Origin of the sequence: Pseudomonas sp. PSE1(2024) (assembly GCF_050990555.1) — a bacterium.
In the GTDB taxonomy this organism is placed as follows: Bacteria; Pseudomonadota; Gammaproteobacteria; order Pseudomonadales; family Pseudomonadaceae; genus Aquipseudomonas; species Aquipseudomonas aphyarum.
The window spans coordinates 5,238,040-5,260,853 of the sequence record NZ_CP158967.1; the positions used below are offsets into that span (position 1 = coordinate 5,238,040).

General features: G+C 60.5%; 24 protein-coding genes. 3 read left to right on the plus strand and 21 right to left on the minus strand.

Features of this window, described 5'->3' with window-relative positions; genetic code table 11:
* Complete coding sequence (locus ABTV87_RS23725) at positions 1–822, plus strand: peptidoglycan DD-metalloendopeptidase family protein (RefSeq protein ID WP_039765736.1); 822 nt, start codon at positions 1–3, stop codon at positions 820–822.
* Between the two features lie 367 nt (positions 823–1,189).
* Positions 1,190–2,869 (plus strand): 2-isopropylmalate synthase, encoded by a 1,680-nt coding sequence (gene leuA / locus ABTV87_RS23730; RefSeq protein ID WP_179693826.1) that lies wholly within the window; start codon positions 1,190–1,192, stop codon positions 2,867–2,869.
* Positions 2,870–3,050: 181 nt separating this feature from the next.
* Here the strand turns inward: leuA and ABTV87_RS23735 are convergent, their stop codons facing one another.
* The 21 genes from ABTV87_RS23735 to trmJ all read right to left on the minus strand — a co-directional run bounded on the left by ABTV87_RS23735 (position 3,051) and on the right by trmJ (position 21,796).
* The gene (locus tag ABTV87_RS23735; protein ID WP_007956673.1) at positions 3,051–3,842 is read right to left on the minus strand and encodes an amidohydrolase; all 792 of its coding nucleotides are present in this window, start codon (positions 3,840–3,842) and stop codon (positions 3,051–3,053) included.
* Complete coding sequence (locus ABTV87_RS23740; protein ID WP_433898466.1) at positions 3,830–4,978, minus strand: pyridoxal phosphate-dependent aminotransferase; 1,149 nt, start codon at positions 4,976–4,978, stop codon at positions 3,830–3,832. Before ABTV87_RS23740 ends, ABTV87_RS23735 begins: the two co-directional genes overlap by 13 nt.
* A 119-nt stretch (positions 4,979–5,097) precedes the next feature.
* Positions 5,098–6,570: a ribosome biogenesis GTPase Der gene (der, locus tag ABTV87_RS23745; protein WP_007956675.1), complete on the minus strand. Its 1,473-nt coding sequence runs from the start codon at positions 6,568–6,570 to the stop codon at positions 5,098–5,100.
* Positions 6,571–6,706: 136 nt separating this feature from the next.
* Positions 6,707–7,858, minus strand: a complete 1,152-nt coding sequence (bamB, locus tag ABTV87_RS23750) for an outer membrane protein assembly factor BamB (protein ID WP_433898467.1) — start codon at positions 7,856–7,858, stop codon at positions 6,707–6,709.
* On the minus strand, positions 7,851–8,492 hold the full coding sequence (locus ABTV87_RS23755; protein WP_007956678.1) for a tetratricopeptide repeat protein: 642 nt from the start codon (positions 8,490–8,492) through the stop codon (positions 7,851–7,853). The genes bamB and ABTV87_RS23755 overlap by 8 nt, the downstream gene beginning before the upstream one ends.
* A 41-nt stretch (positions 8,493–8,533) precedes the next feature.
* Entirely contained in the window at positions 8,534–9,823 is a 1,290-nt protein-coding gene (hisS, locus tag ABTV87_RS23760; RefSeq protein WP_085606838.1) for a histidine--tRNA ligase, read from the minus strand.
* Between the two features lie 22 nt (positions 9,824–9,845).
* On the minus strand, positions 9,846–10,955 hold the full coding sequence (gene ispG / locus ABTV87_RS23765) for a flavodoxin-dependent (E)-4-hydroxy-3-methylbut-2-enyl-diphosphate synthase (protein ID WP_007956680.1): 1,110 nt from the start codon (positions 10,953–10,955) through the stop codon (positions 9,846–9,848).
* 3 nt (positions 10,956–10,958) lie between these two features.
* A complete protein-coding gene (locus tag ABTV87_RS23770; protein WP_433898468.1) occupies positions 10,959–12,017 on the minus strand; it encodes a RodZ domain-containing protein in 1,059 nt (352 codons plus the stop codon).
* A complete protein-coding gene (pilW, locus tag ABTV87_RS23775; protein WP_007956682.1) occupies positions 12,017–12,775 on the minus strand; it encodes a type IV pilus biogenesis/stability protein PilW in 759 nt (252 codons plus the stop codon). The genes ABTV87_RS23770 and pilW overlap by 1 nt, the downstream gene beginning before the upstream one ends.
* A gap of 12 nt (positions 12,776–12,787) precedes the next feature.
* Positions 12,788–13,936: a 23S rRNA (adenine(2503)-C(2))-methyltransferase RlmN gene (gene rlmN, locus ABTV87_RS23780; protein ID WP_007956683.1), complete on the minus strand. Its 1,149-nt coding sequence runs from the start codon at positions 13,934–13,936 to the stop codon at positions 12,788–12,790.
* A gap of 28 nt (positions 13,937–13,964) precedes the next feature.
* Positions 13,965–14,390 (minus strand): nucleoside-diphosphate kinase, encoded by a 426-nt coding sequence (gene ndk, locus ABTV87_RS23785; protein WP_007916882.1) that lies wholly within the window; start codon positions 14,388–14,390, stop codon positions 13,965–13,967.
* A gap of 88 nt (positions 14,391–14,478) precedes the next feature.
* The gene (gene iscX / locus ABTV87_RS23790) at positions 14,479–14,679 is read right to left on the minus strand and encodes a Fe-S cluster assembly protein IscX (protein WP_027619659.1); all 201 of its coding nucleotides are present in this window, start codon (positions 14,677–14,679) and stop codon (positions 14,479–14,481) included.
* 14 nt (positions 14,680–14,693) lie between these two features.
* Positions 14,694–15,035, minus strand: coding sequence for an ISC system 2Fe-2S type ferredoxin (gene fdx / locus ABTV87_RS23795; protein ID WP_007956685.1), 342 nt, complete (start codon positions 15,033–15,035; stop codon positions 14,694–14,696).
* Positions 15,035–16,900: a Fe-S protein assembly chaperone HscA gene (gene hscA / locus ABTV87_RS23800; RefSeq protein ID WP_433898469.1), complete on the minus strand. Its 1,866-nt coding sequence runs from the start codon at positions 16,898–16,900 to the stop codon at positions 15,035–15,037. Before hscA ends, fdx begins: the two co-directional genes overlap by 1 nt.
* Positions 16,901–16,951: 51 nt before the next feature.
* Positions 16,952–17,473 carry a co-chaperone HscB gene (hscB, locus tag ABTV87_RS23805; RefSeq protein ID WP_007956687.1) on the minus strand — a complete coding sequence of 174 codons (522 nt, stop codon included), beginning with the start codon at positions 17,471–17,473 and terminating at the stop codon, positions 16,952–16,954.
* Positions 17,474–17,481: 8 nt separating this feature from the next.
* On the minus strand, positions 17,482–17,805 hold the full coding sequence (iscA, locus tag ABTV87_RS23810; protein WP_003227904.1) for an iron-sulfur cluster assembly protein IscA: 324 nt from the start codon (positions 17,803–17,805) through the stop codon (positions 17,482–17,484).
* 28 nt (positions 17,806–17,833) lie between these two features.
* Complete coding sequence (gene iscU, locus ABTV87_RS23815) at positions 17,834–18,220, minus strand: Fe-S cluster assembly scaffold IscU (RefSeq protein ID WP_003227907.1); 387 nt, start codon at positions 18,218–18,220, stop codon at positions 17,834–17,836.
* Positions 18,221–18,321: 101 nt separating this feature from the next.
* Positions 18,322–19,536, minus strand: coding sequence for an IscS subfamily cysteine desulfurase (locus tag ABTV87_RS23820; protein WP_007956689.1), 1,215 nt, complete (start codon positions 19,534–19,536; stop codon positions 18,322–18,324).
* Positions 19,537–19,586: 50 nt separating this feature from the next.
* On the minus strand, positions 19,587–20,078 hold the full coding sequence (gene iscR / locus ABTV87_RS23825) for a Fe-S cluster assembly transcriptional regulator IscR (protein ID WP_007956690.1): 492 nt from the start codon (positions 20,076–20,078) through the stop codon (positions 19,587–19,589).
* A 168-nt stretch (positions 20,079–20,246) separates the two neighbouring features.
* Positions 20,247–21,023: a serine O-acetyltransferase gene (gene cysE / locus ABTV87_RS23830; RefSeq protein WP_007956691.1), complete on the minus strand. Its 777-nt coding sequence runs from the start codon at positions 21,021–21,023 to the stop codon at positions 20,247–20,249.
* Between the two features lie 2 nt (positions 21,024–21,025).
* Positions 21,026–21,796 carry a tRNA (cytosine(32)/uridine(32)-2'-O)-methyltransferase TrmJ gene (trmJ, locus tag ABTV87_RS23835; RefSeq protein WP_007956692.1) on the minus strand — a complete coding sequence of 257 codons (771 nt, stop codon included), beginning with the start codon at positions 21,794–21,796 and terminating at the stop codon, positions 21,026–21,028.
* A gap of 145 nt (positions 21,797–21,941) precedes the next feature.
* Between trmJ and suhB the strand changes: the two genes are divergently transcribed.
* Positions 21,942–22,760, plus strand: coding sequence for a type III secretion system regulator SuhB (gene suhB, locus ABTV87_RS23840; protein ID WP_007941397.1), 819 nt, complete (start codon positions 21,942–21,944; stop codon positions 22,758–22,760).
* The last annotated feature ends 54 nt before the right edge of the window (positions 22,761–22,814 follow it).

Below are 22,814 nucleotides of genomic sequence, written 5' to 3' on the forward strand. Positions count from 1 at the left end.
ATGCCGCGTTTTCTCGCTCCGCTGCTGTTGCTGTGCCTGACCTTCAACGCCCACGCCGACAGTTACATCACCCGCCTGCTGAACAAACCGGTGCCGGGCGGCGTGGCTGTCGTCGATCTGGGGACCGCTGCGCAAGCGCCGAAAGCCACGTATCAGGGCAAACCGGTGCTGGTGGTCAAGGAACAGAACAACTGGCTGGCGATTGTCGGTGTTCCGTTGACCGTCAAACCCGGCGTTCAGCAGATCAGCAGTGGCGGCCGTAACCTCAACTTCAATGTCGGCAACAAGAAATACCCGGAACAGCACATCACCCTGAAGAACACCCAGCAGGTCAATCCGAACCCGGCCAACCTCAAGCGCATCGAGGGTGAACTGGCCGAACAGATCAAGGCCTACCGCAGTTTCAGTCCGAATACGCCGAGCAATCTGCTGCTGGACAAACCGGTCAACGGACCGCTGTCGAGCAAGTTCGGCGTGCGCCGTTTCTTCAACGGTGAAGAGCGCAATCCGCACGCTGGCCTCGACTTCGCAGTGCCGGCCGGCACGCCGATCAAGACCCCGGCGGCGGGCAAGGTAATCCTGATCGGCAACTACTTCTTCAATGGCAACACGGTGTTCGTCGACCACGGCCAGGGCTTCATCAGCATGTTCTGCCACATGTCGAAGATCGATGTGCAGAACGGCCAGCAACTGGCCCGCGGTGCGGTGGTGGGCAAGGTGGGCGCTACAGGTCGGGCGACCGGGCCGCACATGCACTGGAACGTCAGCCTGAACGATGCGCGGGTCGATCCGGCGATTTTCATTGGGGCTTTCCAGCCTTGATTTGCGGGTGAGGCGACTGGCCTCATCGCGAGCAGGCTCGCTCCCACAGGGATTGCGCACGACGAACGGACTGCGCAATCTCTGCAAACATTCACTTTGATTCAGAGAATAAAATCTCGGAAAAAACCGCTTTCCGGGTATTCCTCTCAATTTTTTTCGACTGCTTGCCATCCTCTCCCCCCGCGGTTAGGGTTGAAGGCATGAAAACCTCTCACACCCTCATTCAGCTTCGCCAGCACCGCAGCCTGTGCCTCGTCAGCGCACGACTGCCGGGCTGAATCGCTGCGCCTCGTCCCACGCTTTTCCAAGAACGTTCGTTCCACCGGCAGGCCGCCTCTTTTCGGCCCAGACAATAAGGAATTTCCCGATGAGCATGCTCAAAGACCCGTCTTCGAAATACCGCGCGTTTCCTGTGATCAACCTGCCGGACCGCACCTGGCCGTCGAAAACCATCGATGCCGCGCCGATCTGGTGCAGCTCCGACCTGCGTGACGGCAACCAGTCGTTGATCGAGCCAATGGACGCGGTGAAAAAGCTGCGCTTCTGGAAAACTCTGGTGCAGGTCGGCGTGAAGGAAATCGAGGCGTCGTTCCCGGCCGCTTCGCAAACCGATTTCGACTTCGTACGTACCCTGATCGAAGACGGCCACATCCCGGACGACACCACCATTCAGGTGCTGACCCAGGGCCGTGAAGACCTGATCGAGCGCACCTTTGAATCCCTGCGCGGGGCGAAGAAGGCCATCGTTCACCTGTACAACGCCACCTCCCCTTCTTTCCGCCGCATTGTCTTCAATCAGGACAAGGACGGTATCAAGGCTATCGCCGTGAACGCCGCCAAGCTGTTCGTCAAATACGCAGCCATGCAGCCGGACACCGAGTGGACCTTCGAGTACTCGCCGGAAACCTTCAGCGCCACCGAGCTGGAATTCGCCAAGGAAGTCTGTGACGCGGTGATCGAGGTCTGGAACCCGACGCCTGAGCACAAGATCATCCTCAACCTCCCGGCCACCGTTGAATGCGCGACGCCGAACGTCTACGCCGACCAGATCGAGTGGTTCCACCGCAACATCAATCGTCGTGACAGCGTGATCATCAGCCTGCACACCCACAACGACCGTGGCACCGGCGTGGCCGCCACCGAGTTGGGCCTGATGGCCGGCGCCGACCGCGTCGAAGGCTGCCTGTTCGGCAACGGCGAGCGTACCGGCAACGTCGACCTCGTGACCGTGGCACTGAACATGTACACCCAAGGCCTCGACCCACAACTGGACTTCTCCGACATCGACGGCGTGCGCAAAGTCGTCGAAGAGTGCAACCAGATCCAGGTTCACCCGCGTCACCCGTACGTCGGCGACCTGGTGCACACCGCGTTCTCCGGCTCCCACCAGGACGCAATCCGCAAGGGCTTCTCGCAGCAGAAACCGGACACTCTGTGGGAAGTGCCGTACCTGCCGATCGATCCGGCCGACATCGGCCGCAGCTACGAGGCGGTGATCCGCGTCAACAGCCAGTCGGGCAAAGGCGGCATCGCCTACTTGCTGGAGCAGGAATACGGCATCAGTCTGCCACGTCGCATGCAGATCGAATTCAGCCAGGTCGTGCAACGTGAAACCGATCGCCTGGGCCTGGAGATGACTGCGCAGCAAATCCACGCGCTGCTGCACAGCGAGTACCTGCAAGCCAACACCCCGTACGCGCTGGTCAGCCATCGCCTGCAGGAAGAAAACGGCAACAGCGCCGTTGAAGTGGAAGTGGCGAGCAAGGGTCAGGGCGAAACCAACCTGCACTGGCGCGGCAAGGGCAACGGCGCGCTGGAAGCGCTGGTGGCCGGTCTGCCGATTCCGGTGGAGATCATGGACTACAACGAACACGCCATCGGCGCGGGCACCAACGCCAAAGCGGCGGCCTACATCGAACTGCGTGTGAACGGCGAACGTGCGGTGCACGGCGTGGGCATCGATGAAAACATCACCACTGCCAGCTTCAAGGCCCTGTTCAGCGCGCTGAACCGCTCGCTGAGCCAGCCGGAAGCGAAAGCGGCGTAACTGACCGCTGCAATGCAAAAGGCCCCGGAGTGCGAACTCCGGGGCCTTTTTATTTTTTATCTGATCGTTCCCACGCTCTGCGTGGGAATGCCTCAAGGGACGCAGAGCGTCCCAGTGACGCAGAGCGTCACGAACTGCATTCCCACGCGGAACGTGGGAACGATCTAGGTGACTTGGGCTATTAAGTGAACTCGAAGGTGTCCGCGTCAAGATTCGCCGGGAACCGCTCGCGGTAAGCGGCCAGCGAAGCCGCTTCCAGAACCACCTTGAACACCCCGTCAGCCTCCCCCGCCGCCAGCAAACTCTCGCCCTGGAAATCCAGCACCTGACTGTCGCCGGTATACGCGAAACCCTTGCCATCAGTGCCAACGCGGTTGACCGCCGCCACATAGCACAGGTTTTCGATCGCCCGGGCCGGCAGCAAGCGGTTCCAGTGCTGACGCCGCGCGCCCGGCCAGTTGGCCGTGTACAGCAGCAGATCGGTGTCCTGAGCGTCGCGGCTCCACACCGGGAAGCGCAAGTCGTAGCAGATCAGCGGGCGAACACGCCAGCCCTTGAGCTCGAACTGCACCTGGCGCTCGCCGGGGGTGTAGTGGTTGTGCTCGCCGGCCATGCGGAACAGGTGGCGCTTGTCGTAATGCAGCACTTCGCCGTCCGGGCGCGCCCACAGTAGCCGGTTGCGATGACTGCCGTCGGCGGCCTGGATGATCACGCTGCCCGTGACGACAGCATTCAGCTTCGCCGCCTGGGCTCGCAGCCATTTGCTGGTCGGGCCGTTTTCGGCTTCGGCCAGGGTTTCGGACTCCATGGAGAATCCGGTGGTGAACATTTCCGGCAGGATGATCAGATCCGCACCGCGCGCCTGCTCCAGCAAAGCGTCGAAATGCTCGAGATTGGCCTGACGATCATGCCAGGCCAGGCTGGTCTGGATCAGCGCAAGATTGAGATCGGGCAACGCACTCAGATCACGCATAGTTTGGCCGCCGCTTCCCGCAGCGTCTCCTCACGTTTGGCAAAGCACAGGCGCACCAGGCGCTGGCCTTCGGGTGGATTCTGGTAGAACACCGACACCGGAATACTCGCCACGCCATGCTCACGGGTCATCCACATCGCCATCTCGACATCGTTCAAGTCAGGGCGAATTTGCGAGTAATCGACCAGCTGGAAATAGGTGCCGGTGACACGGGTGAAGCTGAATCGCGACGGCGCCAGCAGATCACAGAACAGATCGCGCTTGGCCTGATAGAAGCCCGGCAGTTCTTCGACGTGTTCCGGATGCTCGGCCATGTAATCGGCCAAAGCGAACTGCAACGGCGTCACACCACAGAAACTGACGTATTGATGCACCTTGCGCAGCTCTGCCGTCAGGGCCGGCGGCGCCACGACGTAGCCGGTTTTCCAGCCGGTGACGTGATAGGTCTTGCCGAACGAGCTGACCACGAAGGCGCGCTGATACAACTCTTCATGGGCCAGCACGCTGACATGCGGGACGCCGTCGAACACCAGGTGTTCGTAGACTTCGTCGCTGATCACGTAGATGTCGCGATCACGGATCAACGCCGCCAGTTGATCCAGCTCGGCGCGACTGATCAATGCACCACTCGGGTTGTGCGGGGTGTTGAGGATGATCATCCGCGTGCGCGGGCTCAGGGCTGCGCTGAGTTTGTCGAAGTCGAAGGAGAAATCTTTCAGGCCCAACTGCACATGCACGCAGCGCCCGCCGGCCAGCTCCACTGCTGGCTCGTAGCTGTCGTAGGCCGGGTCGAACACGATGACTTCGTCGCCGTTGTGGATAACCGCCTGGATGGCGCAGAAGATCGCCTGGGTCGCGCCCGGGGTCACGGTCACTTCAGTGTCGGCATCGACGTTGGCGCCATAACTGCGGGCGATTTTTGCCGCGATCTGCTGGCGCAGCGCCGGCAGGCCGGTCATGGGCGAATACTGGTTATGGCCGCTGGCTATGTGTCGACCGACCGCGTCGCGCAGTGCCTGCGGGCCGTCGAAATCGGGAAAACCCTGGGAAAGGTTGATCGCTCCGGTCTGCGCCGCGAGCTGAGACATCTGCGTGAAAATAGTGATGCCGACATTCGGCAGCTTACTGGTGATCATCGGGGTTCCCTGCTCTGCCCCGGCTCTGACGACGGCGCGGGAGAGCCCGAGGATAGCCCATCCGGCGCCCATAAAAAAAGGGCGCCAAACGGCGCCCCTTCTCTCTGTTCGCAACGACCTTATTTCTTGTCGCGGCGCTTCTTGCTGGCCTTCTTGTTGTGCGACATCAAACGACGCTTCTTGTTGACCTGGCGGTCGGTCAGCGTGTTCTTGTTGCCTTCGTACGGGTTCTCGCCGCCCTTGAACTCGATACGGATCGGCGTACCGACCAGTTTGAGCACACGACGGTAAGTGTTTTCCAGATAGCGCACGTACGACTTCGGCACTTTCTCGATCTGGTTGCCGTGGATCACGATGATCGGCGGGTTCGCACCACCCAGGTGAGCGTAACGCAGCTTGATCCGGCGGCTGTTGACCATCGGCGGCTGGTGCTCGCTGACCGCGTCTTCGAGAATCTGCGTCAGGCGGCTGGTCGGCCAGCGGGTGACCGCCGACTTGAACGAGTTCTGCACCGAGGCGTAAAGGTTGCCCACGCCAGTACCGTGCAGAGCCGAGATGAAGTGGATATCGGCGAAGTCAACGAAGAACAACCGACGCTGCAACTCGACCTTCACGAAGTCGCGCTCGCTCGGCGTCATGCCGTCCCACTTGTTGATCGCGATCACCAGTGCACGACCCGCCTCGAGGGCGAAGCCCAGCAGGTTGAGGTCGTGATCGACCACGCCTTCGCGGGCGTCCATCACGAAGATCACCACGTTGGCGTCTTTGATCGCCTGCAGGGTTTTGACCACGGAGAATTTTTCGACTTCTTCGTGGATCTTGCCGCGCTTGCGCACACCGGCGGTGTCGATCAGCGTGTACTTCTCGTCGTTACGCTCGAACGGGATGTAAATGCTGTCGCGAGTAGTGCCGGGCTGGTCATAGACGATCACCCGGTCTTCACCGAGCATGCGGTTGACCAGGGTAGACTTGCCGACGTTCGGACGGCCGATGATGGCGATCTTGATCCCGTCTTTTTCGCTCGGGCCAGGAATGCGCTTGGCTTCCTCGCCTTCGGCGACCACTTCTTCCTCTTCACCTTCGGCCGGCTCGTCATCATCGCGCGGGAAGTCGCTCAGGGCGGCTTCCAGCAATTGCGTGATGCCGCGACCGTGGGCGCCGGCGATCGGAATCGCGTGGCCCATGCCCAGCGGGGCGAATTCGGCGCGGGCCATTTCCGGGTCGATGTTGTCGACCTTGTTGGCCACTACGTGGGAACGCTTGTTACGCTTGCGCAAGTGTTCGGCGATCATCTGGTCGGCGGCGGTGAAACCGGCCTTGGCATCTACCAGGAACAGAACGACATCCGCTTCTTCGATGGCCAGCAGCGACTGCTCGGCCATTTTTTCGTCCATACCATGCTCGTCACCGGAGATACCGCCGGTGTCGATCAGAATGTAGGAACGCCCTTGCCACTTGGCCTCACCGTACTGGCGATCACGGGTCAGACCGGACAAGTCGCCGACGATGGCGTCGCGAGTCCTGGTCAGGCGGTTGAACAAGGTGGACTTGCCGACGTTCGGTCGGCCCACCAGGGCGATTACGGGAACCATGCGGCTCTCCACTTCGTTATTTCAGAAAATACAAAAGCCGCTGCGAGGCAGCGGCTGGTGCTCGGGGCAACACCCGTGGGTGCTGCAAACCCTGCAGAAGCAAGGCCGCCTGGGGAGTTAACCCCAAGCATAGTTGTTACTTGATGGTCAGGGCTTCCAGTTTGCCGCTGTTGCCATACACATAAATCGTGTCGCCCACCACCAGCGGACGGGCACGCAGGCCGTCGCTGTCGATGCGCTCGCGGCCGACGAAACGACCGTCCACCTGACTCAGCAGGTGCAGGTAACCTTCCAGGTCACCAACTGCAACGTAGCTGGAGAACACTTCCGGCGCCGACAGTTGACGACGGGCCAGCGAGTCGTTGCTCCACAGTGCTGTGGTGGAACGCTCGTCGACGCCTTCAACGGTGCCCGACGACAGGCTTACGTAGACGTTGCCGAAACCCTGGGCAACACCGGCGTAGCTCGACGCGTCGCGCTGCCAGAGTTGACGGCCGCTTTCCAGATCCAGTGCCGCAACGCGACCCTGATAGCTGGCGACGTACAAGGTACCGCCGGACAGCAGCAGACCGCCGTCGATGTCGACCACGCGCTCCAGTTCCGAACGACCTTGTGGAATCGCGATCCGCTGTTCCCAGACCGGCACGCCGTTGGAAATGTCGAGAGCGACCACTTTACCGGTCGACAGGCCAGCCACCGCGAGGCGGTTGGTGACGATCGGTGCGCTGGTGCCGCGCAGGGTCAGTACGGCCGGAGTGCTGTCATACACCCAACGCTGGTTGCCGGTGGACGCGTCCAGACCGATCAGACGATCGTCCTGGGTCTGTACCACCACCACGTCACCGTTGTTGGCCGGTGGCGCGAGGACTTCGCTGTTGACGCGCGAGCGCCACTTCTCTTCACCGTTGATGGCGTCGAGGGCAACGACTTCACCGCGCAGGGTACCGACCATGACCAGACCGTAACCCACGCCAACGGCGCCGGACACAGGCAGTTCAAGGTCTTTCTTCCATTTCACGTCGCCATTGCCGCGATCCAGGCCCATCACGATACCGGTCACGTCGGCTGCGTAGATGGTGTCACCGTCGATCGCCGGCACCAGCATGTTGTACGTTTCGCCCTGACCGTCACCGATCGAACGGCTCCACTGCTTTTGCAGGACCACTTCTTCTTTGAAGTCGGTCAGCTCGGCCGGTGGCAGTTCTTTTTTGCTGTTGCTGCTGCAACCCGCGGCCAGAATGGCCAGAGCCAGCAATGCTGCATGCTTCCAACGGATCACGTCACGCATCCCCTTTGGCCAGGTCGTCCAGCTTGATTTGAAGGCCACCGACCGCCGCTTCATCCGACAGTGCCGCCTTGGCTTTTTGATACGCCGCGTTCGCTTCGTCGGTACGGCCCAGCTGTACCAGCAGGTCGCCCTTGAGTTCTTCGCGAGTGGCCAGGAACGACTTGTCGGCATCGCCTTCGAGCAGTTTCAGGGCTTCATCGGCCTTGTTCTGTGCACCCAGTACCTGCGCCAGACGCTGACGGGCGATTTCGCCCAGCGCCGGGTTGGCCGGTTTGGCAACGATGGCCTTGAGTTCGGTCGCCGCGTCGTCCAGCTTGCCGCTGTCGACCGCTACCTTGGCCACGAACAGACTGCCGTACTGCGCGTAGGCAGAACCGCCGAATTCGCTGTTGAGCTTGCCGGCCAGATCCGCAACGCGCGCGGCGTCAGGCTTGCCGTCCGGGGTCAGCGTGGTTTCCAGCAATTGCTGATAGAGCACCGAGGCGCCTTGCGACTGGTTGCTCTGATACTTGTGAAAAGCCTGCCAGCCGAACACGATGACCAGCGCCAACAGGCCGCCGGTGACCAGAGGTTTGCCGTTGCGTGTCCACCAGTCCTTCAAATCCGCCAACTGTTCGTCTTCGGTACTCGACACCCCAATACTCCTTAATCGCTAAATCGGCTGTTTAGACAGCTTCAACCCTGCACAACGCAGGTGGCCAGGTGTGCAGCGAGCGCATCCCAGGCAATGCTTTGTTGTTCGCCCTGGCCACGCAGGGGTTTGAAACCTACCACTTGCTGGGCCATTTCGTCGTCACCGAGGATCAGTGCGTACAGCGCACCGCTCTTGTCGGCTTTCTTGAACTGGCTCTTGAAGCTGCCGGCGCCGGCATTGACTTGCAGGCGCAGGTTGGGCAGTTGGTCGCGTACACGCTCGGCCAGGGCCAGACCGGCCAGCTCTGCTTCTTCGCCGAAGGCGCAGAGATAGACGTCGACCTGACGGGAGATTTCTTCCGGGATCTGCTCCAGGGTTTCCAGCAGCAGCACCAGACGCTCGATGCCCATGGCGAAACCGACGCCCGGGGTCGGCTTGCCGCCCATCTGCTCGACCAGACCGTCATAGCGCCCACCCGCGCAGACAGTGCCCTGGGCGCCGAGCTTGTCGGTGACCCATTCGAATACGGTTTTGCTGTAGTAATCCAGACCACGCACCAGCTTCGGGTTCAGCACGTAAGGAATGCCGACGGCATCCAGACGGGCCTTCAGGCCTTCGAAGTGGGCACGGGATTCGTCATCCAGGTAGTCGGCCATTTTCGGCGCATCGACCAGCACGGCCTGGGTGTCGGCATTTTTGGTGTCGAGCACGCGCAGCGGGTTGGTTTTCAGGCGACGCTGGCTGTCTTCGTCCAGTTTGTCGTGGTGCGCCGAGAGGTACTCGACCAGCGCTTCACGATAACGGCCGCGGGACTCGCTGGTGCCGAGGCTGTTGAGCTCAAGCTTGACCGCATCGCGGATGCCCAGCTCGCCCCACAGGCGCCAGGTCAGCACGATCAGTTCGGCGTCGATGTCCGGACCGTCGAGGTTGAACACCTCCAGACCGATCTGGTGGAACTGGCGATAACGGCCTTTCTGCGGACGCTCGTGACGGAACATCGGGCCGATGTACCAGAGTTTCTGCACCTGGCCACCGCCGGTGATGCCGTGCTCGAGCACTGCACGCACGCACGCGGCCGTGCCTTCCGGACGCAGGGTCAGGGAGTCGCCGTTGCGGTCTTCGAAGGTGTACATCTCTTTTTCGACGATGTCGGTCACTTCACCGATCGAGCGCTTGAACAGCTCGGTAAACTCGACGATCGGCATGCGGATCTGCTTGTAACCGTAGTTATCCAGCAGACGCGAAACGGTGCCTTCGAAATAACGCCAAACCGGCGTCTGTTCCGGCAGGATGTCGTTCATGCCACGAATGGCTTGCAGAGACTTGCTCACAGAAATTCCTTAATTCGTTCGATCAGCCGCGCGCGATAACCGCTGCGTCAGCTTCGACCTTCTCGGCCGCTTTCTCGCGGATCAGCTTTTCCAGCTCGTCCACCAGATTGTCATTCGTCAGTTTCTGCGACGGCTTGCCGTCGATGTAAATCAGGTTTGGCGTGCCGCCGGTCAAGCCGATATGGGCTTCCTTGGCTTCGCCGGGGCCGTTGACCACGCAACCGATCACCGCAACATCCAGCGGCACCAGCAGGTCTTCAAGGCGCCCTTCCAGCTCGTTCATGGTCTTGACCACATCGAAGTTCTGCCGCGAGCAGCTCGGGCAGGCGATGAAGTTGATGCCACGGGAACGCAGATGCAAAGACTTGAGAATGTCGTAACCGACCTTCACTTCCTCGACCGGGTCGGCCGCCAGCGAGATGCGGATAGTATCGCCAATCCCCTCGGCGAGCAGCATACCTAGGCCCACGGCGGATTTCACTGTACCGGAGCGCAATCCGCCGGCTTCGGTGATGCCCAGGTGCAGCGGCTGGACGATTTCCTTGGCCAGCAGACGGTAGGCTTCAACGGCCATGAACACGTCGGAAGCCTTCACGCTGACCTTGAAGTCCTGGAAATTCAGGCGTTCGAGGTGTTCGACGTGACGCAGGGCGGACTCGACCAGCGCGGCCGGGGTCGGCTCGCCGTATTTCTTTTGCAAGTCTTTTTCCAGGGAACCGGCGTTGACGCCGATGCGGATCGGGATCCCGCGGTCACGGGCGGCATCGACCACCGCACGCACGCGGTCTTCGCGACCGATGTTGCCCGGGTTGATGCGCAGGCAGTCCACACCCAGTTCGGCCACGCGCAAAGCGATCTTGTAGTCGAAATGGATGTCGGCAACCAACGGCACCTTGACCAGTTGCTTAATCTTGCCGAACGCCTCGGCGGCGTCCATGTCCGGTACCGACACGCGGACGATGTCGACGCCGGCGGCTTCCAGACGGTTGATCTGTGCGACGGTGGCAGCGACGTCATTGGTGTCGCTGTTGGTCATGCTCTGCACAGCGATAGGGGCATCGCCGCCCACGGGCACGTTACCGACCCAGATCTTGCGCGATTCGCGACGTTTGATTGGAGATTCGCCGTGCATGACTTATTGACCCAACTTCAGGCGAGCGGTCTCGCCACTGGTGAACGGAGCGACATCGACCGGCTGGCCGTTGTAGCTGACCTGCGCGCCACGGGCAACGCCCAGACGCACGGCAAACGGAGGCTTGCCGACGACAGACAGGCTGTCGCCCTTACGCTTGAGGCCGCTGTACAGCACTTTGCCGCTGCCATCGGTCACTTGAGTCCAGCAATCGGCGATGAACTGCACCTGAACCTGGCCTTGACCTGCGGCCGGAGCAACTGGCGCTGTCGGCGCGGGTGCAGCGACGACCGGGGCTGCCGGGGCAGTGACGGTCGGTGCAGGTGTGGCCGGAGCGGCAGGCGCCGGATTCGCAGGAGCAGCCACCACAGGCGCTGGCGTATGAGCCGGTGCAACCGGAGTAGCGGCTGGCGCAGCAGGTGCCGGAGCAACCGGTGCGGTCGCAGGAGCGGCGGCCTCGGTCTCGGCGCCGGTCGATTCAGCCGTGGTTTCCGATTGAGGCAGCGCCAGAGCGGTCGAGCCCTCGGCTTCGCCTTCCGCGACGGCCTGGTCTTCCGGCTCGTCCAGCGGATGAATCTGGGTGGTGCCGTCGGCGCCTTCGACTTCGACATGCTCCGGCGCCAGGCCGATCAGGTCCTTGGTACGCAGCGAGGTCTGATCCTGCCACCAGACGAAACCGCCGCCGATGACCGCAATCAGCAGCAACAGGCTGACGATACGCAAAATGGTGTGGGAAACCCGTACCGGCTCTTCGATACGGCCCAGTGCGTGGACGTTGCTGCCCTGGGAATCGGTGCCGGTGGACTGGTCGAATTGCTGGACCAGAACAGTCTGGTCCATGCCGAGCAATTTGGCATAGGCGCGAATGTAGCCGCGAGCGAAGGTATGCCCGGGCAACTTGTCGAATGCGCCGGCTTCAAGATTGCTCAGGGAAGTCACGGTGAGGTTGAGCTTGAGGGCCACTTCGGCCAGCGACCAGCCATTGCTTTCGCGGGCCTGGCGCAGGGTCTCACCGGGGTTAACGCGATTCGCTGCTACAACTTCGGGATGCGCCGCTTTCATCATTGCTCCGACAGGTATTGCTGATATTCCGGCGTACCGGGATAGAGTCGTTTTAATTGCAGGCCCGCACTGGCGGCCTTGTCGCGATCTTCAAATACTTTTGCCAACCGAACGGCGAGCAACAGACTACGTGCATTTTGCTCGGAGAGCTGGCTGAAACGGTCGTAATAGTCACGCGCGGGCACATAATGCCTGTCTTCGAATGACAACTCAGCCATTTCCAGCAATGCCCGTGGCTGCTGACGGTTCAAACGCAGCGCCTTTTCCAGCTGCTGCTGCGCCAGATCACGCTGCCCGAGCTTCGCCGCCGTCATGCCGAGGTTCTCGAACACCCGCGAACGCTCAGGATACAGGGTATCGGCGGCCGCCTGTTCAAAACGCTCGTAGGCTTCCTTGTAACGCTGTTCTTCGTAGAGAAAACTGCCGTAGTTGTTGAGGATGCGCGCATCGGCGGGACGGGAGGACAAGGCTTTGCGGAAGTGTTCGTCAGCAAGCGCAGGTTCCATTTCGGCCTGGAATACCAGCCCCAGCGCGGCATTGGCGTCGGGATCCGAACCGTCCAGTTCCAGCGCCTTCTTCAGTGGAACCTTGGCCCGCTCGGTCATGCCCTGCTGCAAGTATCCCAGCCCCAGCTGCACGTAGGCAGCCCGCGCTTCGTCACGGCCCTTGCTGGTCTTCATCGGGTTGTAATCGCCCGACAGGACACAACCAGCACACAGGCTGGCCAACAGCAACAGCAGCGCAAAGCGCAGGGACATAGAGATCCTCTCTTAGTTAGTGTTCGCGGCGTTCTGTGCCAGATCGCTGTCGGCGCTCAACTCACGCACGGCGATGTAACGTTCGCTGCGACGGGTGCGATCCAGCACCTGCCCTACCAATTGACCACAAGCCGCGTCGATGTCTTCACCACGGGTGGTGCGCACGGTGACGTTGAAACCGGCCTGGTGAAGCTGATCCTGGAACCGGCGGATGGCGTTGTTGCTCGGCCGCTCGTACCCGGAATGCGGGAACGGGTTGAACGGAATCAGGTTGATCTTGCACGGAATGTTCTTCAGCAACTCGATCATTTCCACAGCGTGCTCAAGCTTGTCGTTGACGTCCTTGAGCAAGGTGTACTCGATGGTCAGCACGCGCTTCTCGCCCAGTTCGGACATGTAGCGCTGGCACGACTCGAGCAGCATCTTAAGCGGATATTTCTTGTTGATCGGCACCAATTGGTTACGCAATGCGTCATTCGGTGCGTGCAGGGACAACGCCAGGGATACGTCGATGTGCTTGGCCAGCTCATCGATCATCGGCACCACACCCGACGTGGACAGGGTCACGCGGCGCTTGGAGATCCCGTAGCCCAGGTCATCCATCATCAGATGCATGGCGGCAACGACGTTGTCGAAGTTCAGCAGCGGTTCGCCCATGCCCATCATCACCACGTTGGTGATGGCGCGGTCGATGGTAGCCGGAACACTGCCGAAGGATTTGTTGGCAATCCACACTTGGCCGATGACTTCGGCGGCGGTGAGGTTGCTATTGAAGCCTTGCTTGCCGGTGGAGCAGAAACTGCAGTCCAGGGCACAGCCTGCCTGGGACGAAACGCACAGAGTGCCGCGTTTGCCCTGGGGAATGTAAACGGTCTCGACGCAGCTGCCGGACGCCACGCGCACCACCCATTTGCGGGTGCCGTCGCTGGAAATGTCCTCGCTGACCACTTCGGGACCACGGACCTCAGCAACAGCCTTGAGCTTTTCGCGCAAGGCCTTGCTGACGTTCGTCATGGCGTCGAAATCATCGACGCCAAAGTGGTGAATCCATTTCATTACCTGACCGGCACGGAAACGCTTCTCCCCGATTGAGTCGAAGAATTTTTCCATTTCCGGCTGGGTCAGACCCAGCAGGTTGGTTTTAACAGTCGATGTAGTCATGGATTCACCTTCACTCTTAAGCCAATGCTTAGCGAGTGGTTACTTCAGTAGCTGCGAAGAAGTACGAGATTTCACGAGCAGCAGCGGCTTCGGAGTCCGAACCGTGTACAGCGTTGGCGTCGATGGAATCAGCGAAGTCAGCACGGATGGTGCCGGCAGCAGCTTCTTTAGGGTTGGTAGCGCCCATCAGCTCACGGTTCAGAGCAATAGCGTTTTCGCCTTCCAGAACCTGAACAACAACAGGACCGGAGATCATGAAGGCAACCAGGTCGCCGAAGAAGCCACGAGCGCTGTGCTCAGCGTAGAAGCCTTCGGCTTCGGCTTTGGACAGTTGCTTCAGTTTCGAAGCTACAACGCGCAGGCCGGCTTTTTCGAAACGAGTGGTGATCTCGCCGATCACGTTTTTAGCAACGGCGTCAGGCTTGATGATGGAGAAAGTACGTTGAACAGCCATGGTGTAACTCCAGAAACGGTAATTTGCGAAAAATTAAACCCGCGAATTATACGCGGGTTCTTGGGTATTGCCTAACCTGCGAGGACGATCAGTCTACTTCTTCGATCCAGAGGGCCTGAACCGCTTCCAACACCTTCTCGCCAACACGGCCAGAGGTGTTATCAAAGTCGGGAAGTTCCATGATCCATCGCTGCAAGTCGACGAAATTGACAGAAAGCGGATCGACATCCGGCTTGGCTTCGGCCAGCTCTTCTGCAATACGTTGAACATCATTCCAACCGTAGCTCATGACAGTCTTACCAGTCAGTGCGGCGCTTCGGCCGCATGGTTAAGCGAATATTTCGGAATTTCGACGGTGATGTCTTCTTCACCGACGATCGCCTGACAAGCCAGGCGCGACTGGGCTTCCAGACCCCAGGCACGATCAAGGAAATCTTCCTCCAACTCGTCGGCTTCTTCCAGCGAGTCAAAACCCTCGCGAATGATGCAGTGACAAGTGGTGCAGGCGCAGACGCCGCCGCAGGCGCTTTCCATCTCGATGTGGTGTTCGTGAGCCAGTTCGAGGATCGACGTGCCAGGCGCAGCGTCAACGACCATGCCTTCAGGGCAGAACTTCTCGTGGGGCAGAAAAATGACCTGCGGCATCAGATATCCTCGATTTCATTCAGATTGCGCCCCGACAGAGCGGCTTTCACCGTCTGATCCATACGACGGGCTGCAAAAGCATCGGTCACTTGCGACAGACGCTTGGTCTGCTGCTCGATGGCGTAACCATCGGTGCCTTTCATCAGTTCGGTCAGTTCCTGCACCTGCAGATCGATGACCATGCGCTCTTCGGCGTCGAGCAAACGCTCGCCATCCGCCTCGAGAGCGCCCTGCACCGCTTCGATCAGGCGCTGCGCATCGACTTGCTGCTCGCGAAGAACACGGGCGACCTTGTCGTCATTGGCGTGCTGGAACGAATCTTTCAGCATCTTGGCGATTTCGCCATCGGTCAGGCCATAGGACGGCTTGACCTGGATGCTGGCTTCAACGCCCGAACCCAGCTCACGGGCAGAGACGCTGAGCAGACCGTCGGCATCGACCTGGAAGGTCACGCGAATTTTCGCCGCACCGGCCACCATTGCCGGGATGCCGCGCAATTCGAAGCGAGCCAGAGAGCGGCAATCGCTGATCAGCTCACGCTCGCCCTGCAACACGTGGATCGCCATGGCCGACTGGCCGTCTTTATAAGTGGTGAAGTCTTGAGCGCGAGCGACGGGGATGGTGGTGTTGCGCGGAATCACCTTCTCCATCAGGCCGCCCATGGTTTCCAGCCCCAGGGACAGCGGGATCACGTCGAGCAGCAGCAGTTCGCCGCCATCGCGCTTGTTGCCGGCCAGCGTATCGGCCTGGATCGCGGCACCAATGGCCACGACTTGATCCGGGTCGATTTCGGTCAGCGGCTGACGGCCGAAGGCTTCGGCGACGGCTTCGCGAACACGTGGAACGCGGGTCGAACCACCAACCATGACCACGGCGTGCACGCCTTCCAGCTCGACGCCGGAATCGCGGACGGCGCGGCGGCAGGCTTTCAGGCTGCGGGCGACCATTGGCTCGATCAGCGCATCGAAGGCTTCGCGGGTCAGCTGTGCTTTCCAGTCGCCGTAGGCAACTTCAACACTGTCTGCATCTGTAAGGGCTTCTTTGGCTGCGCAGGCGGTTTGCAGCAGGCTGCGCTGTGCGCCCGGATCGAGGTCGGCGGACAAACCGGCGCTCTCGATAATCCAGCCGGCAATCGCGTGATCGAAGTCATCGCCGCCCAGCGCGCTGTCGCCGCCAGTGGCCAGCACTTCGAAGACACCGCCAATGAGGCGCAGAATCGAAATATCGAAGGTGCCGCCACCCAGGTCGTAAATCGCGACCAGGCCTTCGGCATGTTGATCCAGACCGTATGCCACCGCTGCGGCGGTCGGCTCGTTGAGCAGACGCAACACGTTCAGACCGGCGAGTTTCGCCGCGTCCTTGGTGGCTTGGCGCTGAGCATCGTCGAAATACGCCGGAACGGTGATCACCGCGCCCACCAGCTCACCGCCAAGAGTGGCTTCAGCGCGCTGACGCAATACTTTCAGGATATCGGCGGAGACTTCGACCGGGCTTTTCGGGCCCTGCACGGTGTCGATGAACGGCATGTGCGATTCGCCGCCGACAAAGCGGTACGGCAACTGATCGCCCAATTGCTTGACGTCGGACAGACCACGACCCATCAGGCGCTTGACCGACAGCACGGTGTTCAAGGGATCGGAGGACGCAGCCAGTTTGGCTGACTCGCCGACTTCGACGCGATCGGCGTGATAACGCACGGCGGAAGGCAGGATGACCCGCCCTTCGGCGTCGGCCAGCGGCTCGGAAAGACCACTGCGCAACGCAGCGACCAGCGAATTGGTAGTGCCCAAGTCGATCCCCACAGCCAGACGACGCTGGTGCGGTTGAGGACTTTGGCCGGGTTCGGCGATCTGCAGTAGGGCCATCGTGATCAGGACTTATCTGTATATCAGGCGTGCGACCGGAGCGGCACTGGGTTAATCGTCGAGGCGCTCTTCTAACTGGCGCACTTCGTAGGTGAGCTTGTCGAGGAACTGCATGCGCCGCATCAGGCGTTCGGCCTGTTCGCGCTGCGCTGCATCATCCCAACAGGCTGCGAAGCTTTCGTTGAGCTCTTCCTGGGCGGTTTTCAGGCGACGCTTGAAGGCCGCGACACCGTCCAGATCGGCACTGTCCTGCAGATCTTCGAGCTCTTCGCGCCATTGCATCTGCTGCAAAAGAAACTCGGGATCGTGGACGGTGACTTCCATCGGCACTTCATGCCCGCTGATGGTCAGCAGGTAACGTGCACGCTGGGCCGGACTCTTGAGCGTCTGGTAGGCATCGTTGAGCCGCGCAGACTGTTCGAGCGCCGACCGCTGCTCGCGCTCGGAAGCATCGGCAAAGCGGTCAGGATGAACGCCGCGCGCCAGCTCGCGATAGCGCGTGGCCAACTGCTCGAGATCCAGACGAAAGCCCGGTTGCAGCTCGAATAAAGCGAAATGACAAGGAATACCCACGACAAGCCTCAGATGTTGAAGCTTTCGCCGCAGCCACATTCACCGCGTACGTTGGGGTTGTTGAACTTGAAGCCTTCGTTCAACCCTTCCTTGACGAAATCGAGCTCGGTGCCGTCGAGGTAGGCCAGGCTCTTCGGGTCGATGATCACTTTCTCGCCGTGACTCTCGAACACCTGATCTTCTGCAACCACCTCGTCGACAAACTCCAGCACGTAGGCAAGGCCGGAACAGCCCGTGGTGCGAACACCCAGACGAATCCCTTCACCCTTGCCGCGCCCGTCGAGGGAGCGTCGCACGTGTCGAGCAGCCGCTTCTGTCATGCTGATAGCCATCGTTGACTCCTTACTCGTCGCCCAATGCTTAGATCAAGCCTTTCTTCTGCTTGTAATCGCGAACGGCGGCCTTGATGGCGTCTTCAGCGAGAACCGAGCAGTGGATTTTCACTGGCGGCAGGGCCAGTTCTTCGGCCAGCTGAGTGTTCTTGATGGTTTCAGCTTCGTCCAGGGTCTTGCCCTTCATCCACTCGGTAGCGAGGGAGCTGGAGGCGATAGCCGAACCGCAGCCGTAGGTCTTGAACTTGGCGTCTTCGATAACGCCCTGATCGTTGACCTTGATTTGCAGACGCATCACGTCGCCGCACGCCGGAGCGCCGACCATGCCGGTGCCGACATCAGGATCTTCCGCGTTCATCTTGCCGACGTTGCGCGGGTTTTCGTAGTGGTCGATGACCTTTTCGCTGTAAGCCATGATTCTCAATCCTCACTCATCAGGGCCGCTCTTGAGACCCTGCAACTGCGCTGCGTAAACCGCCGCGTCGCTACAGGATCTGTATCCGGCGGCTTCTATATTTAGTGTGCCGCCCACTCGATCTTCGAGATATCGACGCCGTCTTTGTACATGTCCCACAGCGGCGACAGAGCGCGCAGCTTGGTAACGGCCTCGCAGACTTTCTGCGCGGCGTAGTCGATTTCTTCTTCGGTGGTGAAACGGCCGAAGGTGAAACGGATCGAGCTGTGTGCCAGTTCGTCGTTGCGGCCCAGGGCGCGCAGTACGTACGAAGGCTCAAGCGACGCCGAGGTGCAGGCCGAACCGGACGAAACCGCCAGATCCTTGAGCGCCATGATCAGCGACTCGCCTTCAACGTAGTTGAAGCTCAGGTTCAGGTTGTGCGGAACGCGGGCGGTCAGGCTGCCGTTGACGTACAGCTCTTCCAGGTGCTCGACCTGCTTGTAGAAACGGTCGCTCAACGCCTTGATGCGGACGTTTTCGGCAGCCATGTCTTCCTTGGCCACACGGAACGCTTCGCCCATGCCGACGATCTGGTGAGTCGCCAGGGTGCCGGAACGCATGCCGCGCTCGTGACCGCCGCCGTGCATGGTCGCTTCGATGCGCACACGCGGCTTGCGGCTGACGTACAGCGCGCCGATACCTTTAGGGCCGTAGGTCTTGTGGGCGGAGAACGACATCATGTCGACTTTCAGTTTCTGCAGGTCGATTTCGACCTTGCCGGTGGACTGAGCGGCGTCGACGTGGAACAGAATGCCCTTCGAACGAAGCAGCTCGCCGATGGCGGCGATGTCGTTGACGGTACCGATTTCGTTGTTCACGTGCATTACCGACACCAGGATGGTGTCTTCGCGCAGCGCGGCTTCGATCATGGCCGGGGTGATCAGGCCATCTTCGGTCGGATCGAGGTAGGTGACTTCGAAACCTTCACGCTCCAGCTGGCGCATGGTGTCGAGGACAGCCTTGTGTTCGATCTTGGAGGTGATCAGGTGCTTGCCCTTGGAGGCGTAGAAATGTGCCGCACCCTTGATTGCCAGGTTGTCGGACTCGGTGGCACCGGAGGTCCAGACGATTTCACGCGGGTCGGCGTTGACCAGATCGGCCACCTGACGACGGGCATTTTCGACGGACTCTTCGGCTTTCCAGCCGAACACGTGGGAACGGGACGCCGGGTTACCGAAGTTTCCGTCGACCAACAGGCATTCACTCATTTTTTGCGCAACGCGCGGATCGACCGGGGTGGTCGCAGAGTAATCAAGGTAAATCGGCAATTTCATGGACTATCTCCTAAATCAGGCTGGCTGGCGTGCCGCTAGCTCTCTGGCTGTCATTCGACGGCGGACGCTTCAATCTTGTCCAGGCGCGGCGCCTTGCCATTGCAACGACGCTGATCCTGACGCTGGGCCACTTCCTGCACCTCACGGCGAGTTACGAGGTCGGCCAAGCTGATACCGCTGAGAAATTCGTGAATCTGCAGGCTCAGGTCGCACCACAGGTGATGGGTCAGGCAGGTGTCACCGGAGTGGCAGTCGCCCTGGCCCTGGCATTTTGTTGCATCGACCGATTCGTTCACCGCATCGATCACCTGAGCCACCTGGATGCCCTGCATGTCGCGGGACAACTGGTAGCCACCGCCCGGACCGCGAACACTGGAAACCAGGTTACTGCGGCGCAGCTTGGCGAAAAGCTGTTCGAGATAGGACAGGGAGATGCCTTGGCGCTCGGAGATATCGGCCAGGGACACCGGCCCGTGTTGCGCGTGCAACGCCAGGTCAAGCATGGCGGTCACGGCGTATCGGCCTTTTGTAGTCAGTCGCATGGACAATTACCACGGAGTTCGGAATGGGCGGGAGTATGCAATTCCCGAGCATTTAAGTCAACTATAAGACCTAGTGCTTTAGTCGGGTTTACCCGCAAAAGAGCGCGCGAATGATAGCAGGGTCTGCGGCCTAATGGCACACCGGTCGGCAGCAGCCCTGCAAGTGCGTCAGTGGAGCTTGGATTCGTCCTTGCCCTTGACGCAGGCGAAGTCTTCTTCACGCAGCTCGGGCAGATCTTTCGCACAGTAATTGCTGCCCAGATCCTTCAGCGCGCCGCACATTCCTTCCAGACGCCCGTCCACCGCTTGCAGGTGATCGAGCAACTGGCCGATGGCGCGCGCCACCGGATCAGGCATATCTTCACTGACACCGTAGGCATCGAAGCCGATCTTCTCGGCCATCGCCTTGCGCTTGGCGTCCGCCTCATCATCGGACTTGACGATGATCCGGCCCGGAATTCCCACCACGGTAGCGCCCGGAGGCACTTCCTTGGTGACCACGGCATTGGAACCAACCTTGGCGCCGGCACCCACAGTGAACGGACCGAGCACCTTCGCACCCGCCCCCACCACAACGCCATCGCCGAGGGTCGGGTGACGCTTGCCCTTGTTCCAGCTGGTACCACCCAGGGTCACGCCCTGATAGATCGTCACGTCATCGCCGATTTCAGCGGTTTCGCCGATCACGATGCCCATGCCATGGTCGATGAAGAAGCGTCGACCGACCTTGGCACCCGGATGGATCTCGATCCCGGTGAGCCAGCGACCGAAGTTCGACACCAGCCGCGCCAGCCATTTCAGATCGTTGCGCCAAAGCATGCCGGCCAGTCGATGAATCCAGATTGCATGCATGCCGGGGTAGCAGGTCAGGACTTCAAAAGCGTTACGCGCCGCCGGGTCTCGGTGGAATACGCTCTGGATATCTTCACGCAAACGCTCGAACATCATTAATCCTTCCGCTTAAGGAGCTCGCCACGGGCCGCTTTCTGGGTTTCCGTGAGGATGCCACGCAAAATATTCATTTCCGCCCGGCTGACCGAGCTGCGTCCGTACAACCGGCGCAGGCGCGCCATCAAGTGCCGCGGCTTTTCCGGATCGAGGAATTCGATGGCCACCAGAGTCTGCTCCAGGTGCTCATAGAACCGCTCCAGCTCATCCATGGTCGCAAGCTCTGCGCTTTTCACGGAGGCCACTTCTTCCTTCTCGATCTTGGTCGGCTGACCCTGCGCAGCCAGCCACGCCATGCGCACTTCATAACTCAACACCTGCACCGCCGCCCCGAGGTTCAGCGAGCTGAATTCAGGATCGGAGGGGATGTGCACGTGATAGTGACATCGCTGCAGCTCGTCGTTGGTCAGGCCGGAATCTTCACGACCGAACACCAGCGCAATTTCCGCGCCCTGCCCGGCCTCCTCGACCACTTTGGTCCCGCACTCGCGCGGATCCAGCAATGGCCAGGGAATACGCCGGTCACGGGCACTGGTACCGAGCACCAGATTGCAACCGACCAAGGCGTCTTCCAAGGTGGCGACGACTTGCGCGTTTTCAAGGATGTCACCGGCACCGGAAGCACGGGCATCGGCTTCGTGATGCGGAAAGACTCGCGGATCAACCAGCACCAACCGCGACAGGCCCATGTTTTTCATGGCGCGCGCGGTCCCGCCGATGTTTCCCGGATGGCTGGTGTTGACCAGGACGACACGAATATTTTGCAGCACGGCGGGCGCTCTCGGACTCGGCAAAGGGGTGCAAATCTTACAGAACAGCCTACCGTTAAGCTATGAAAGCGAACAGCGACCTTCACCTGAAGAAAAGTTCTGATAGAATGCGCGGCTTTCTTTAACAACCTTAGGTGACACATCCATGCAGCCCATGCTGAATATCGCGCTGCGCGCCGCCCGCAGCGCCAGTGAACTGATCTTCCGCTCCATCGAGCGCCTGGATACCATCAAGGTCGACGAAAAAGACGCCAAGGATTACGTATCCGAGGTCGATCGCGCCGCCGAACAGAAAATCATCGACGCCCTGCGCAAGGCTTACCCGAATCACTCGATCATGGGTGAAGAGACCGGCCTGCACGCCGGCACCGGCATCGAAGGCGAAGAATACCTGTGGATCATCGATCCGCTGGACGGCACCACCAACTTCCTGCGCGGCATTCCTCACTTCGCTGTCAGCATTGCCTGCAAATACCGTGGTCGCCTGGAACACGCCGTTGTTCTGGATCCGGTTCGCCAGGAAGAATTCACCGCCAGCCGTGGTCGCGGCGCTCAACTGAACGGTCGTCGCCTGCGTGTCAGCGGTCGTACCAGCCTGGACGGCGCTCTGCTCGGCACAGGTTTCCCGTTCCGTGACGACCAGATGGACAACCTCGACAACTACCTGGGCATGTTCCGCGCCCTGGTTGGCCAGACTGCCGGCATCCGCCGCGCCGGTTCGGCGAGCCTGGACCTGGCTTACGTTGCTGCTGGTCGTTTCGACGCGTTCTGGGAATCAGGCCTGTCCGAGTGGGACATGGCCGCTGGCGCCCTGCTGATTCAAGAAGCAGGCGGCCTGGTGAGCGACTTCACCGGCGGTCACGACTTCCTTGAAAAAGGCCACGTCGTTGCCGGCAACACCAAATGCTTCAAGGCAGTTCTGACGGCGATCCAGCCGCACCTGCCGGCCTCGCTGAAGCGCTAAGCGTTTCGCGAAACCAAAAAAACACCCTTCGGGGTGTTTTTTTATGGGCATGAA

What these genes read in the sequence shown, in the direction of transcription:
- ABTV87_RS23725 (WP_039765736.1), top strand. Translation starts at nt 1, where the DNA reads ATGCCGCGTTTTCTCGCTCCGCTGCTGTTGCTGTGCCTGACCTTCAAC.
- leuA (WP_179693826.1), top strand. Translation starts at nt 1,190, where the DNA reads ATGAGCATGCTCAAAGACCCGTCTTCGAAATACCGCGCGTTTCCTGTG.
- ABTV87_RS23735 (WP_007956673.1), bottom strand. Translation starts at nt 3,842, where the DNA reads ATGCGTGATCTGAGTGCGTTGCCCGATCTCAATCTTGCGCTGATCCAG.
- ABTV87_RS23740 (WP_433898466.1), bottom strand. Translation starts at nt 4,978, where the DNA reads ATGATCACCAGTAAGCTGCCGAATGTCGGCATCACTATTTTCACGCAG.
- der (WP_007956675.1), bottom strand. Translation starts at nt 6,570, where the DNA reads ATGGTTCCCGTAATCGCCCTGGTGGGCCGACCGAACGTCGGCAAGTCC.
- bamB (WP_433898467.1), bottom strand. Translation starts at nt 7,858, where the DNA reads ATGCGTGACGTGATCCGTTGGAAGCATGCAGCATTGCTGGCTCTGGCC.
- ispG (WP_007956680.1), bottom strand. Translation starts at nt 10,955, where the DNA reads ATGCACGGCGAATCTCCAATCAAACGTCGCGAATCGCGCAAGATCTGG.
- ABTV87_RS23770 (WP_433898468.1), bottom strand. Translation starts at nt 12,017, where the DNA reads ATGAAAGCGGCGCATCCCGAAGTTGTAGCAGCGAATCGCGTTAACCCC.
- pilW (WP_007956682.1), bottom strand. Translation starts at nt 12,775, where the DNA reads ATGTCCCTGCGCTTTGCGCTGCTGTTGCTGTTGGCCAGCCTGTGTGCT.
- rlmN (WP_007956683.1), bottom strand. Translation starts at nt 13,936, where the DNA reads ATGACTACATCGACTGTTAAAACCAACCTGCTGGGTCTGACCCAGCCG.
- ndk (WP_007916882.1), bottom strand. Translation starts at nt 14,390, where the DNA reads ATGGCTGTTCAACGTACTTTCTCCATCATCAAGCCTGACGCCGTTGCT.
- iscX (WP_027619659.1), bottom strand. Translation starts at nt 14,679, where the DNA reads ATGAGCTACGGTTGGAATGATGTTCAACGTATTGCAGAAGAGCTGGCC.
- fdx (WP_007956685.1), bottom strand. Translation starts at nt 15,035, where the DNA reads ATGCCGCAGGTCATTTTTCTGCCCCACGAGAAGTTCTGCCCTGAAGGC.
- hscA (WP_433898469.1), bottom strand. Translation starts at nt 16,900, where the DNA reads ATGGCCCTACTGCAGATCGCCGAACCCGGCCAAAGTCCTCAACCGCAC.
- iscA (WP_003227904.1), bottom strand. Translation starts at nt 17,805, where the DNA reads ATGGCTATCAGCATGACAGAAGCGGCTGCTCGACACGTGCGACGCTCC.
- iscU (WP_003227907.1), bottom strand. Translation starts at nt 18,220, where the DNA reads ATGGCTTACAGCGAAAAGGTCATCGACCACTACGAAAACCCGCGCAAC.
- ABTV87_RS23820 (WP_007956689.1), bottom strand. Translation starts at nt 19,536, where the DNA reads ATGAAATTGCCGATTTACCTTGATTACTCTGCGACCACCCCGGTCGAT.
- iscR (WP_007956690.1), bottom strand. Translation starts at nt 20,078, where the DNA reads ATGCGACTGACTACAAAAGGCCGATACGCCGTGACCGCCATGCTTGAC.
- cysE (WP_007956691.1), bottom strand. Translation starts at nt 21,023, where the DNA reads ATGTTCGAGCGTTTGCGTGAAGATATCCAGAGCGTATTCCACCGAGAC.
- suhB (WP_007941397.1), top strand. Translation starts at nt 21,942, where the DNA reads ATGCAGCCCATGCTGAATATCGCGCTGCGCGCCGCCCGCAGCGCCAGT.